General features: G+C 64.9%; 12 protein-coding genes. 11 read left to right on the forward strand and 1 reads right to left on the reverse strand.

The genetic code is table 11. The features are described 5' to 3' along the window. The first annotated feature begins 3 nt into the window (after window positions 1-3). The 11 genes from EET10_RS01310 to EET10_RS01360 all read left to right on the forward strand — a co-directional run bounded on the left by EET10_RS01310 (window position 4) and on the right by EET10_RS01360 (window position 12,344). Window positions 4-1,323 carry an MCE family protein gene (locus EET10_RS01310; protein WP_063466745.1) on the forward strand — a complete coding sequence of 440 codons (1,320 nt, stop codon included), beginning with the start codon at window positions 4-6 and terminating at the stop codon, window positions 1,321-1,323. Further along, window positions 1,320-2,360 (forward strand): virulence factor Mce family protein, encoded by a 1,041-nt coding sequence (locus EET10_RS01315; protein WP_036399208.1) that lies wholly within the window; start codon window positions 1,320-1,322, stop codon window positions 2,358-2,360. The genes EET10_RS01310 and EET10_RS01315 overlap by 4 nt, the downstream gene beginning before the upstream one ends. Beyond that, complete coding sequence (locus tag EET10_RS01320; RefSeq protein ID WP_099187904.1) at window positions 2,357-3,946, forward strand: virulence factor Mce family protein; 1,590 nt, start codon at window positions 2,357-2,359, stop codon at window positions 3,944-3,946. Before EET10_RS01315 ends, EET10_RS01320 begins: the two co-directional genes overlap by 4 nt. After that, the gene (locus EET10_RS01325; RefSeq protein WP_063466743.1) at window positions 3,943-5,550 is read left to right on the forward strand and encodes a virulence factor Mce family protein; all 1,608 of its coding nucleotides are present in this window, start codon (window positions 3,943-3,945) and stop codon (window positions 5,548-5,550) included. Before EET10_RS01320 ends, EET10_RS01325 begins: the two co-directional genes overlap by 4 nt. Window positions 5,551-5,819: 269 nt before the next feature. After that, entirely contained in the window at window positions 5,820-6,944 is a 1,125-nt protein-coding gene (locus EET10_RS01330) for a virulence factor Mce family protein (protein WP_246013708.1), read from the forward strand. Then, complete coding sequence (locus EET10_RS01335; RefSeq protein WP_036399204.1) at window positions 6,938-8,494, forward strand: virulence factor Mce family protein; 1,557 nt, start codon at window positions 6,938-6,940, stop codon at window positions 8,492-8,494. The genes EET10_RS01330 and EET10_RS01335 overlap by 7 nt, the downstream gene beginning before the upstream one ends. Then, window positions 8,464-9,240, forward strand: a complete 777-nt coding sequence (locus EET10_RS01340; RefSeq protein WP_036399202.1) for a hypothetical protein — start codon at window positions 8,464-8,466, stop codon at window positions 9,238-9,240. The genes EET10_RS01335 and EET10_RS01340 overlap by 31 nt, the downstream gene beginning before the upstream one ends. Then, complete coding sequence (locus EET10_RS01345) at window positions 9,237-10,223, forward strand: RDD family protein (RefSeq protein ID WP_122501834.1); 987 nt, start codon at window positions 9,237-9,239, stop codon at window positions 10,221-10,223. The genes EET10_RS01340 and EET10_RS01345 overlap by 4 nt, the downstream gene beginning before the upstream one ends. Beyond that, window positions 10,220-10,774, forward strand: a complete 555-nt coding sequence (locus EET10_RS01350) for a hypothetical protein (protein WP_036399198.1) — start codon at window positions 10,220-10,222, stop codon at window positions 10,772-10,774. The genes EET10_RS01345 and EET10_RS01350 overlap by 4 nt, the downstream gene beginning before the upstream one ends. Beyond that, the gene (locus tag EET10_RS01355) at window positions 10,741-11,613 is read left to right on the forward strand and encodes a hypothetical protein (RefSeq protein ID WP_063466741.1); all 873 of its coding nucleotides are present in this window, start codon (window positions 10,741-10,743) and stop codon (window positions 11,611-11,613) included. Before EET10_RS01350 ends, EET10_RS01355 begins: the two co-directional genes overlap by 34 nt. A gap of 23 nt (window positions 11,614-11,636) precedes the next feature. After that, on the forward strand, window positions 11,637-12,344 hold the full coding sequence (locus EET10_RS01360; protein ID WP_036399195.1) for a YoaK family protein: 708 nt from the start codon (window positions 11,637-11,639) through the stop codon (window positions 12,342-12,344). Here EET10_RS01360 and EET10_RS01365 read toward each other — a convergent pair. Then, window positions 12,337-13,449, reverse strand: coding sequence for a phosphodiester glycosidase family protein (locus EET10_RS01365; RefSeq protein ID WP_099187906.1), 1,113 nt, complete (start codon window positions 13,447-13,449; stop codon window positions 12,337-12,339). The genes EET10_RS01360 and EET10_RS01365 overlap by 8 nt on opposite strands. Window positions 13,450-13,454 lie beyond the last annotated feature (5 nt).

The following is a 13,454-nucleotide window of genomic DNA, read 5'->3' on the forward strand; positions in this document are numbered from 1 at the left end:
GCCATGACGATGCCGGCCAAGGTCAACAAGGTCAGCGATCCGCCGTACAAGACGGCGGGCGTTGTCTTTCTGGTGCTCGCGCTTGTCATATTCGTGTTGGTGTACCTGCAGTTTCGTGGGGATTTCACCCCGAAGGTCAAGCTGACGATGTTTTCCGATCGGGCCGGCCTGGTGATGGATCCCGGCTCGAAGGTCACGTACAACGGCGTGCAGATCGGCCGGGTCGACAGCATCTCGGAGGTCACGCGCGACGGCAAACCAGCCGCCAAGTTCGTCTTGAACGTCAATCCGAAGTACCTCTCGCTGGTACCGGAGAACGTCAACGCACAAATCAAGGCGACCACGGTGTTCGGCGGCAAGTATGTTTCGCTGACGACGCCAAAAGACGACCGGGGCAACATCATCTCGAAGGGGCACCTCACCCCCAAGAGCGTCATCAATGCCGTCGGGGTGACAACCGAGATCAATACCTTGTTCCAGACCATCACCTCGATCGCCGAGAAGGTGGACCCGGTCAAGCTCAACCTGACGCTCAGCGCGGCCGCGCAGGCGCTGACCGGGTTGGGCGATCGCTTGGGGCAATCGATCGTCAACGCCAACGCGATCCTCGACGATGTCAACCCACGGATGCCGCAGGCCCGTCGCGACATTCAGCAGTTGGCGGCGCTCGGCGACGTTTACGCCAACGCATCGCCGGATTTGTTCGACTTCCTCGACAATTCGGTGCCCACGGCGCGCACGATCAACCAGCACCAGCGCGAATTGGATGCTGCTTTGCTTGCGGCGGTCGGGTTCGGCAACACCGGCGCGGACGTCTTCGGCCGGGGTGGCCCGTATCTGGCGCGTGGCGCCGCCGACCTGGTGCCCAGTGCTCAGTTGCTGGACACCTACAGCCCGGAGCTGTTCTGCACGTTGCGCAACTATCACGACATCGAGCCCAAGGCCGCCACGTTCCTCGGGGGCAACGGCTATTCGCTGGCCACTCACAGCGAACTGCTGTCCGGGTTGGGATTGATGCTGAACCCGACGTCGCTGGTGCCGCTGCTGCTGTCACAGATCGGCGGGCTGGCCGCCGGAGTGGTCGGCGGCGCACCGAATCCCTACATGTATCCGGAAAACCTGCCGCGGGTCAACGCACATGGCGGCCCTGGCGGTGCGCCGGGCTGCTGGCAGCAGATCACCCACGATTTCTGGCCGGCACCCGAGTTGGTGATGGACACCGGCAACAGCATCGCTCCCTATAACCACCTGGAGACCGGTTCGCCCTACGCGATCGAATACGTCTGGGGCCGTCAAGTAGGGGACAACACGATCAACCCATGAAAATCACCGGTACTGCAATAAAACTCGGCGCCTTCGCACTGGTGCTGGTGCTGTTCAGCGTGATGATCGTCATCGTTTTCGGTCAGATCCGCTTCGACCGCACCTACGGCTACTCCGCTGAGTTCAGCAATGTCAGCGGGCTGCGGCCCGGACAATTCGTCCGCGCCTCGGGGGTGGAGATCGGCAAGGTCAAAAATGTGTCGCTGGTCGACGGCGGCAAACGGGTCCGGGTGGATTTTGAGGTCGACCGCTCGATACCCCTTTATCAATCGACGACGGCGCAGATCCGCTACCTCGACCTGATCGGCAATCGATACCTGGAGCTCAAGCGCGGTGACGGCGACGGCAGCGACCGGGTGATGCGGCCTGGTGGGTTCATCCCGTTGTCGCGCACGTCGCCGGCGCTCGACCTCGACGCACTGATCGGCGGTTTCAAGCCGGTGTTCCGGGCGCTGGACCCGGACAAGGTCAACACCATCGCCTCGGCGCTCATCACCGTGTTTCAGGGTCAGGGCGGCACCATCAACGACATTCTCGACCAGACCGCGCAGCTGACCTCACAGATCGCCGAACGCGACCAGGCGATCGGCGAGGTGGTGAAGAACTTGAACACCGTGCTGGATACCACGGTTCGCCATCGCAAGGACTTCGATCAGACGGTCAACAACCTGGAGGTGCTGATTACCGGGTTGAAGGACCACCGCACTCAGTTGGCGGACGGCATCGTGCACATCAGCAACGCCGCCGGGACCGTGGCCGATCTGCTGGCCGAGGACCGCGCACTGCTGCACAAGACGGTCAACTACCTCGATGCCGTCCAGCAGCCGCTGATCGACCAGCGTCAGGAGTTGAACGATTTCTTGCACAAGGTCCCGACCGCGCTGAACATGATCGGGCGCACCATCGGGTCCTATGGCGACTTCGTGAATTTCTACTCCTGCGACATCAGCCTGAGGATCAATGGGCTGCAGCCCGGCGGGCCGGTGCGCACGGTCCGGCTCTTCACCCAGCCGACGGGTAGGTGCACGCCACAATGAGAACGCTGGAACCCCCGAATCGGCTTCGTATCGGGCTCATGGGCATCGTGGTGATGATCATCGTCGTCGCCGTGGGCCAGAGCTTCACCAGCGTCCCGATGTTGTTCGCGCGGCCGAGCTACTACGGGCAGTTCACCGACACCGGCGGCCTCAACAAGGGTGACAAGGTACGCATCGCCGGCATGGACGTCGGCAAGGTGGAGGAGCTGTCGATCGACGGCGACCACGTCAAGATCAAATTCTCGGTCGGCACCAACGTCATCGGCACCGAAAGCCGGCTGGCGATTCGGACCGACACCATCCTCGGTAAGAAGGTGCTCGAGATCGAGGCGCGCGGCAACCAGCCGCTGCGGCCGGGCGGCACGTTGCCGTTGGGTCAAAGCACCACGCCCTACCAGATTTACGACGCGTTCTTCGACGTCACCAAGGCGGCCACCGGCTGGGACATCGACACCGTCAAGCAGTCGCTGCATGTGCTGTCGCAGACCATCGACCAGACGTATCCGCACCTGAGCGCCACCCTCGAGGGCGTGGCCAAGTTCTCCGACACCATCGGCAAGCGCGACGAGGAGATCAAGCACCTGCTTGCGCAGGCCAACCAGGTGGCCAGCATCCTCGGGGACCGCAGCCAGCAGGTGGATCGCCTGTTGGTCAACGCCAAGACGTTGATCGCCGCGTTCAACGAACGTGGGCGCGCCATCGACGCACTGCTGGCCAACGTCGCTTCCTTCTCGGCCCAGGTGCAGGGGCTGATCAACGACAACCCGAACCTCAACCATGTGCTCGAGCAGCTGCGTCAGGTCAGCGACATCCTGGTTGAGCGCAAAGACGACCTGGCCAACGGGCTGCTCATGGTGGGCGGATTCCTGCCGTCGCTGAATGAGTCCATCGCTTCGGGGCCGTTCTTCAAGGTCGTCATTCACAACCTGGTTCCGGGGCAGATTATTCAGCCGTTCATCGACGCCGCCTTCAAGAAGCGCGGCCTGGACCCGGAGAATTTCTGGCGCAGCGCCGGCCTGCCGGAATTCCGGTGGCCCGACCCGAACGGCACCCGGTTCCCCAATGGCGCGCCGCCGCCGGCGCCGGGGGTCCTGGAGGGCACGCCCGAGCACCCGGGACCGGCGGTCCCGCCAGGTTCGCCCTGCTCGTATACGCCGGCCAATCCGGGCGGCAATGTCACCGTCGGTGACGAGGGGCTGCCGAGGCCGTGGAACCCGCTGCCGTGTGCCGGGGCGCTCCTCGGTCCGTTCGGCGGTCCCAACTTCCCGGCGCCGCTGGATGTCGAGGCGTCACCGCCGAACCCGAACGGCCTGCCGCCGACGCCGGGCATCCCGATCGCGGGGCGGCCGGGCGACCCGCCGCCGGACGTTCCGGGTACCCCGGTGCCGCTGCCGCCGAACGCGCCGCCGGGTGCGCGCACCGAGCAACTGGCGCCGGCCGGACCGACGCCGCCGCCGTCCACGTTCGCGCCGGGGTTGCCGCCGGGTCCGCCGGCACCGCCCGGGCCCGGGCCGCAGCTGCCCGACCCCTACATCAACCCAGGAGGCACGGGCGGCAGCGGTGTGACGGGAGGTAGCCAGAATTGAGCACCGTCTTTGACATCCGTAACCTGCGCCTGCCGAAGATGACGCGGGCCACGGTGATCATCGGAACGCTGATCGTGGTGCTGGCCCTCGTCGCCGCGTTCGTCGGCTGGCGGCTTTACCAGAAGCTGACCAACAACACCGTGGTCGCCTACTTCCCCGCGGCAAACGCTCTTTACCCGGGCGACAAGGTCCAGATCATGGGCCTGCAGGTAGGCAAGATCGACAGCATCGAAGCGGCCGGCGACAAGATGAAGGTCACCTTCCACTATCAGAACCAGTACAAGGTGCCGGCCAACGCCTCGGCGGTGGTCCTCAACCCGACCCTGGTCGCGTCGCGCTCGATCCAATTGGAGCCGCCGTACAAAGGCGGCCCGGTACTGGCCGACAACGCGGTCATCCCGATCGAGCGCACCCAGGTGCCGGTGGAGTGGGACGAGCTGCGCAACAGCATCACCAATATCATCGACAAGCTCGGCCCCACCCCACAGCAGCCGAAGGGGCCGTTCGGTGAGGTCCTGGAATCGTTCGCGTACGGGCTGGAAGGCAAGGGCAAGCAATTCAACACCACCCTGGACAACCTGTCGCGTGCACTGACGGCGCTCAACGAAGGCCGTGGCGACTTCTTCGCGGTGGTCCGCAGCCTGGCGCTGTTCGTCAACGCGCTGCACCAGGACGACGCGCAGTTCGTGGCGTTGAACCAGAACCTGGCCGACCTTACCGGCCGGTTGGTCAGCTCGGACCAAGCACTTTCCGATGCGTTACAGCAGTTCGACAGCTTGCTGACGACGATCCGGCCGTTCCTCGACAAGAACCGTGAGGTGTTGACTCACGACGTCAACAACCTGGCCGAGGCGACCAACACGCTGCTTCAACCCGAGCCGCTGAACGGCTTGGAGACCGCCTTGCACGTGCTGCCGACGGCGGCGTCGAACGTCAACCAGATCTACCACCCGTCGCACGGGTCCGTCGTGGCCATCCCGGAGATCACCTCCTTCGCCAACCCGATGCAGTTCATCTGCAGTTCTATTCAGGCCGCCAGCCGGCTCGGATATCAGGAGTCGGCGGAACTGTGTGCGCAGTATCTGGCGCCGATCCTGGACTCGATCAAGTTCAACTACTTCCCGTTCGGGGTGAACTTCTTCAGCACCGCCGAGGTGTTGCCCAAGCAGGTCGCCTACTCCGAGCCACGGCTGCAGCCGCCGAACGGGTACAAGGACACGACCGTTCCGGGTATCTGGGTGCCGGACACTCCGTTGTCGCACCGCAACACTCAGCCCGGCTGGATCGTCGCCCCCGGCATGCAGGGGCAACAGGTAGGGCCGATCACGGCGGGTCTGATGACCCCCGAGTCGCTGGCCGAACTCATGGGAGGCCCCGACATCGAGCCCGTTCAGTCCACCTTGCAGACGCCACCCGGACCGCCGAACGCGTACGACGAGTACCCGGTGTTGCCGCCGATCGGTTTGCAGGCCCCGGTGCCGATACAGCCGCCGCCACCCGCCCCGGGGGTGGTCCCGGGTCCGGTTGCCCCGACGCCCGGTCCAGCCGCGGCGCCCGCGCCGGTAGGTGCTCCACTTCCCGCTGAGGCAGGAGCGGGTCAGTGAGGGGCGCGATGAGCGCGGTACGCGCGAAGAGCAAGCCGAGCCATTGGACACCGAGGGGCGCGATGAGCGCGGTACGCGCGAAGAGCAAGCCGAGCCATTGGACACCGAGGGGCGCGATGAGCGCGGTACGCGCGAAGAGCAAGCCGAGCCATTGGACACCGAGGGGCGCGATGAGCGCGGTACGCGCGAAGAGCAAGCCGAGCCATTGGACACCGAGGGGCGCCGTCGGACGCGTCCGTCACCGCGCCTGGCAGGCATTGGCGTTGCTGATGGTCGCACTGATGCTGAGTTCGTGTGGCTGGCGCGGGATCTCCAATGTGTCGATTCCGGGTGGTCCGGGCACCGGCGACGGGTCCTACGTGCTCTACGTGCAGGTACCCGACACGTTGGCGATCAACGGCAACAGCAAGGTGATGGTCGCCGACGTCACGGTCGGCTCGATACGTGACATCAGATTGGAGAACTGGATAGCGACCCTCAAGCTGGGGATCGACAAGGGCGTCAAGCTACCGAGGAACGCAACCGCGAAGATCGGCCAGACCAGTTTGCTGGGTTCTCAGCATGTGGAGCTCGTGTCGCCGCCCGACCCGTCGCCGCAGCCACTGTGCCCGCCACCGCACCGCAAGCAAGATTGCACCATTTCGCTGAAGAACTCCTCCGCATATCCCAACACCGAGCAAACGCTGGCCAGCATCTCGCTGATTTTGCGCGGTGGCGGCATCCCGAATCTCGAGGTGCTCCAAAACGAGGTCTACAACGTCTTCCACGGGCGAGCCGACCAGATTCGGGCCTTCCTCACCAAGCTGGACACCTTTACCGACCAGCTCAACCAGCAACGCGATGACATCACCCACGCTATCGACTCCACCAACCGTTTGCTGGCCTACGTGGGGCGCCGATCCGATGTGCTGGACCGGGTGCTGACTGACATCCCGCCGCTGATCAAGCACTTCGCCGACACGCGCGATCTGCTCATCAACGCCGTCGACGCTTTGGGACAGCTCACCCAGGTCACCGACCAGTACCTGTCGGAGGCGCGCGGCCCGCTGCATACCGATTTGCAAGCGTTGCAATGCCCGCTCAAGGAACTCGGCCGCGGCTCGCAGTATCTGATCGGCGCGCTGAAGCTGATTCTCACCCAGCCGTACGACATCGATACGGTGCCGAAGCTGTTCCGCGGCGACTACCAGAACGTGTCCGCCACGATTGACGTGACCTTCAGTGCCATGGACAACGCCTTGCTCACCGGTACCGGCTTTTCCGGAGCCTTGCGCGCGCTCGAGCAGTCCTTCGGCCGCGATCCCGAGACGATGATCCCCGACGTCCGCTACACGCCGAACCCGAACGACGCGCCCGGCGGACCGCTGGTGGAAAGGGGCGACCGGCAATGCTGACTCCCTTCATCAAACGCCAGTTGATCGTGTTCGCGGTCCTGACGGTGGTCTCGCTGTTGGTCCTGGGGGTGTACTACCTGCGGATTCCATCGCTGGCGGGCATCGGCCGCTACACGCTCAAGGCGGAGTTGCCGGCATCGGGCGGTCTTTACCCCACGGCCAACGTGACCTATCGTGGCGTCACCATCGGCAAGGTCACCGACGTGGAGCCGACGCCCACCGGCGCCGAGGCGACGATGAGCATTGACAGCCGCTACAAGATCCCGGTCGATGCGTCGGCGAACGTGCATTCGGTATCGGCGGTCGGCGAGCAGTACCTGGACTTGGTGTCAACGGGCAACCCGGGCAAGGTCTTTTCGCCCGGACAGACGATCACCAAGGGGACGGTGCCCAGTGAGATCGGGCCGGCCCTGGACACCGCCAACCGCGGCCTTCAGGTGTTGCCGGCGGACAAGATCCCCGTGCTGCTCGACGAAACGGCGCAAGCCGTAGGTGGTTTGGGCCCTGCCCTGCAACGGCTGGTCGACGCCACGCAGGCGATCGTCGGTGACTTCCGGACCCAGATCAACGACGTGAACGACATCATCGACCACTCCGGACCGGTCATCGACAGCCAGGTCCGCTCGGGTGACGCGATCGAACGCTGGGCGCACAACCTCAACACCCTGGCCGCCCAGACCGCGAAACGGGACCAGAACGTGAAAAGCATTCTGTCCCAAGCAGCGCCGACCGCTGACCAGCTCAACGAGGTCTTCACCGATGTGCGTGATTCGCTGCCGCAGACGCTGGCGAACCTCGAAGTCGTGTTCGACTTGCTCAAGCGCTACCACAAAGGCGTCGAGCAGGTGCTGGTGTTCTTGCCGCAGGGTGCTTCGATCGCGCAGACGGTGGCCGCGCCGTTCCCCAACATGGCCGCCCTTGACCTGGCGTTGGCGATCAACCAGCCGCCTCCGTGTCTGACCGGGTTCATCCCTGCCTCGGAGTGGCGCTCCTTTGCCGACACCAGCCTGCAGCCGTTGCCGACGGGCACGTACTGCAAGATTCCGATGGATACCCCGGCCAACAGCGTGCGCGGGTCGCGCAACATTCCGTGCGTTGACGTCCCGGGCAAGCGAGCGGCGACGCCGCGGGAGTGCCGCGATCCGAAACCCTACGTCCCGGCGGGTACCAATCCGTGGTACGGCGACCCCAACCAGCTGTTGACGTGCCCGGCGCCGGCGGCGCGCTGCGATCAGCCGGTCAAGCCCGGCTTGGTGATCCCGGCGCCGTCGATCAATAACGGCATGAACCCGGCACCGGCCGATAGACTGCCTCCGGGCGGGACGCCGCCGCCGGTCAGTGACCCGCTGCAGCGGCCCGGTTCGGGTACTGTGCAGTGCAACGGACAGCAGCCCAACCCCTGTGTCTACACTCCGGGCGGGCCGCCCACGGCGGTCTACAGCCCTCAGAGCGGTGAACTGGTAGGGCCTGACGGAGTCAGATACTCCGTCGAAAACTCGACCAAAACAGGAGACGACGGATGGAAGGAGATGCTGGCGCCAGCCGGCTGAACCCCATCGACGCGGATAATTCGTCGAGCCCCGAGGCAACGGACGCGGACTCGGCAGAATCCGAGGCCCACACCGGCTCAGACACCCCCGACACGGAGGGTGAACTGACTGCAGGATCTGCGGTCGGTCAGGACAGCCCCGAGGCGACGGACGAGGACTCGGTCGAATCGGAGGACGGAGCCGGTCCGGACATCTCCGACACCGCAGGTGAGGACCAAATCGCGGCGCCGGCTGCCGAGCGGCGCCCGTCGCGTCTGGGTCGTGGGTGGCTAGTCGGTTTCAGCGCGGCGCTGGTGCTCGTCGCCGGCGGTATCGGGGCCGGCGGCTATCTGGCGCTGCGTGCCCACCAGCAGAGCGAGGTTGTAGCCCGCAACAACGCGGCAGCGCTTCAGGTGGCCAAGGACTGCGTCGCGGTCACGCAGGCACCGGATACCAACTCCATGGCCGCCAGTGAACAGAAGATCATCGACTGCGGCACCGATCAGTACCGCTCCCAAGCCGTGCTCTACAGCAGCATGCTCGTTCAGGCGTACCAGGCCGCCAACGTGCACGTTCAGTTGACCGATATGCGGGCCGCGGTCGAGCGTAACAATCCCGACGGATCGGTTGACGTGCTCGTCGCCCTGCGCGTCCGGATGTCCAACGATCAGGCGCAGGATCAGGAAACGGGCTACCGACTGCGGGTGCGCATGACACCTACCGATGGCCAGTACAAGATTTCGAAACTCGACCAGGTGACGAAGTGACGGTGGTGGTCGAGGAGATCCAGACCCCCGAGACCGTCCAAGTCCTAGCCGAAAAGGCTTTGGCGCCATGGCATTTGCGGGTTGCTGCGTTCGCCGTTGATGTGCTGCCGGGTATTGCGGTGGTAGCGACCCTGGCGCTGGTCTCGTTTACCGTGCCGTCGGACAGCTCATGGTGGTGGGTGTGCGTCGCCATCCTGGCCTTGGTGACCCTGCTGATGTCGGTCAACCGGTGGCTAGTGCCCTCCCTGACCGGTTGGACCCTGGGACGCGCCCTGTGCGGAATCGCGGTGGTACACCACAATCGGGCCGCTGGAGACGCCGTCGGCCCGTGGCGGCTGATGATGCGCGACCTTGCCCACCTGGTAGACACAGTGGCGCTCATGGTCGGATGGCTGTGGCCGCTGTGGGATCCGGACCGGCGCACCTTCGCCGACATGCTGTTGCGCACCGAGGTGCGAACCGTTGATCCCGGCGGGCGGCCGGCCAAGGTCCGGCGGTGGACGGCGGTGGCACTGGTCACCGCGGCCGGGCTGTGCCTGGGCGGTGCCGGTGTGAGCTACGCGGTGGTGTACTCCTACGACAAGGCAACCGATCGAACCCGTGCAGAGCTTGCGACGCAGGGCCCCAAGATGGTCTCCCAGATGTTGACGTATGACCCGAAAACGTTGCGCGAGGACTTCGCCCGAGCACAATCACTGACCACCGACAGGTACCGCGGCCAGTTGGCCGCCCAGCAGGACACCGTCGCGAAGGGGCACCCCGTCCTCAACGAGTATTGGGTGACGGGCAGTTCTATCCAGTCCGCGACGCCGAATCGCGCGACCATGCTGTTGTTCATGCAGGGTCGCCGTGGCACACCGCCCGATATCCGCTACATCAGCGCAACCGTCCGGGTCAGCTTCGCAAGGGATCGGGACGACCACTGGCGCGTTGACGACCTGACCGTACTGACCAAACCGAAGCCGCCTGGGGACGGAAAATGAGTCCGCGGCGCAGATTCCACCCCGGTGAGGGCCCCCTGCTGGTCACACACCCGCTGCTGCCGAGGCGACCCTGGGTATTCCCGCTTGTGGCCATTTCTGCTGCGGTGGTGATGGCGGTGGCGATCACGCTATCCAGCTTGATGCTGGTCGCGCACGTGTCGCGGGATCGGGCCGCCCACCGGGAGCACGAGGTGGTCAACTACGTGAAATGGTTCATGGGGCAGTTCACCTCCGTTGACCCGTATCACGCCAACGAATACGTCGAGCGGATATTGGCGCAAGCGACCGGCGATTTCGCCAAGCAGTACCACGACAAGGCGAACGAGATCCTGCTGCAGGTCGCTCAAGCAGAACCCGCCAAGGGTACGGTCCTGGATGCGGGCGTGGAACGGTGGAACGACGACGGCACTGCCAGCGTTTTGGTGGCCACCGAGGTCACCTCCAAGTCACCCGATGGCAAAGAGGTCTTCGAGAACACGAACCGTTGGGCTGCCATAGCTAAGCAGGAAGGGAATCAGTGGAAGATCAGCAACCTGCTGCAGATGATCTGACCGAGGCCAACTCGGATGCGTCCCACGCCGAGCCGGATTCCCACGCCGAGACCGACGATCAGGCAACTCAAGCAATCGAGGCGGCGGACGAGGACCCCGGAAGCGACGACGTTGCGGCAGCGGCAGCCGATCAGTCCGAGCACGGCGGCGACACCGATTCCGAAGAGTCCGACTCCGACGAGGCCGCCGGTCACGACGACGGTTCGGGCGACACCGACTCCGACACCGACTCCGACACTGAGGCCGCCGGTGAGGCCGCCGGTGACGGCGCCGGGCGCAAGGTCGGGTTCCTCAAGCGACTGACCGGCAAGGTCAAACGCCCCAGCGGCAAGCGAGTCGCCGCCGCTGTCGCCGCGGTTGGCGTCGTGCTTTTCGTGGGTTCTGCCGCTTTTGCCGGCGCGACCCTGCAGCCGTACCTGGCCGATCGCGCGGTCGTCGCCGTCAAGCTCAACGTAGCGCGGACCGCGGCGAACGCGATCACCACGTTGTGGACCTACACCCCGGAAAACATGGATAAGCTGGCCGATCGCGCGGCGGTCTACCTCAGCGGTGACTTCGGAGCGCAATACCGGAAATTCGTCGACAGCATCGTCGCGCCGAACAAGCAAGCCAAGGTCACCAACAACACCGAGGTCACCGGCGTCGCCGTCGAATCGCTGGATGGTCCCAATGCGGTGGCCATCGTGTACACCAACACCACCACCACCAGCCCGCTGACCAAGAACATTCCGGCAATGAAGTATCTGTCGTATCGGCTGATCATGAAGCGGGACAACGCTCGCTGGTTTGTGACCAGGATGACGACGATCACCTCGCTGGATTTGACGCCGCGCCTGTAGCCCCGGCCTGGTCGAGGGTTTACGTGGCCGTCAGCTCGCCCCGGTATCACCGGTTGACGATCGCCGCGCTGCTGTTGCTGACCTTCGCCACCGGCTTGGCCGACGCGATCAGTGTGCTGGTCCTCGGGCATGTGTTCGTGGCCAACATGACCGGCAACGTGATCTTCCTCGGCATTTGCCTGGTGCCGAAGTCGCAGACGGGTATCGACCTGGTCGCCGGCCTGGTGTCCGTGGTCACCTTCGTCATCGGCACAATCATCGGTGGCCGGTTCACTCGGGCGCTCGGTCGCGAGCCACGACGCTGGATCAGCACGGCGCTGGGGACCGAGGTCTTGGTGCTGGCGACGTTGTCGGTACTGGCCGGCAGCGGGGTACTGCACTATCACGACAACACGAAGCTGTTTCTCATCGGTGGGCTCGCATTGACGTTCGGCTTGCAGAACGCGATCGCTCGGGAATTCGGCATTCGCGAGCTCAGTACCACAATGTTGACGTCAACCATCGTCGCTATCGGCGCCGAGAGCCGGCTGGCTGGCGGCACGGGTGGCCGAAACGTGCTGCGCTATAGCGTGATCGCGGCGATGTGCGGCGGCGCCCTGCTCGGGGCCATCATGTCCCGGGCGACCGTGGCGCCGGTTTTCGCACTGGCCGCCGCCGTCATCTGGGTGAGCATGCTGGTCTTCCGCTACGGCCCCGTGGATCGCAAAACGCCTCAGGCACTTACTAGTTGAATGCGAGCCAGCTGGGCAACGCCCGCTCATGGGAGTCGCAGAGGACCTCGCGGGTGTCGCACGAGCCCTTCGGCGTCCCCGCGCCGGCCCACATGCCTCCGGTGTCGCGGCGCAACACAATTGCCGACGACCCGCCGCCGTCGAGCAGGATCGCCGTGTCGCTTCCCAAGCCGCGGAAGAGGTCTTGGATGTTGTCCGGCGTGTAGTTACCTCCTTCGAAGATGTACATCTCGTCCTTCTGCTTCGCGTAGGCCAGCGCGGTACGCGCGGCGCTCGGGCCGCCGTCGTGAAGTTGGCCGGTGTTGCCCGGCGACAACAGCCCGATGCCGGCGACGGCGACGAACTTTGCGTTCTTGTTGAGCAGGTCCTGGATCACCGGAGTGGCCAGGTCGTAGTCTTCTCTGCCTTTGGGCCGCAACACATATGGCGCACCACCCGCCGGAATGATCATGGTGGTCAGCGAGGTCCAGGTCTCGTTTCCGCCGGACAGGCCCTGTTTGCCGGCGTAGGCGACGGTGCCGGTGACCGCCTGGTTGGCGCGGCCCTGGCCGTGGGTGTTGTCGACGAACGCGCCCAATGGCGAACTGCAGCCGGTCGATCTCCAGGAGCCGCCCTTTTGCGGGCGTACGTCGAAGAAGTTGGCGTTGATCGCGATTGTCGGCTGTCCCATTCGCTGCCAGGCCTGCAGCGGTGCATAGATCTCCGATGCCTGCCAAAGCCCTTCGTTGGTGCGTGCCCCAGCGTTGTGTTCGCAGCGCGCCTGGTCACCGGTGTGGGTATCGACCAGCAGGTGCGGCTGCAGCCGCTGGGACGCATTCTTGATGATCATGAGATGGCCGCCGTTGTTCATCTCGTAGCGGCCGCCGTCGCCGTTGAGGAGCGGCATCGGGTGCCCGCCGCCGAAGTTGTACACCAGGTAGGAGCCCTTGGTTGTGGCGATGGCGTGCTCGAGCATCTCGCGACCGTCGGCGGCATGGGCCAGGGGTCGTCCGGTGGTGGCCGTGAGCGTGGCACATGCGGCCACTAAGGCAAGACAAGCCGCAAGTCGGCGCAGGCTGGCAGATGGCGTCAGCACGGTTGCCCTTTCGGCCCGATCGGGAAGCAGCCATC

It is taken from the genome of Mycobacterium pseudokansasii (genome assembly GCF_900566075.1).
GTDB classification, from domain to species: Bacteria; Actinomycetota; Actinomycetes; order Mycobacteriales; family Mycobacteriaceae; genus Mycobacterium; species Mycobacterium pseudokansasii.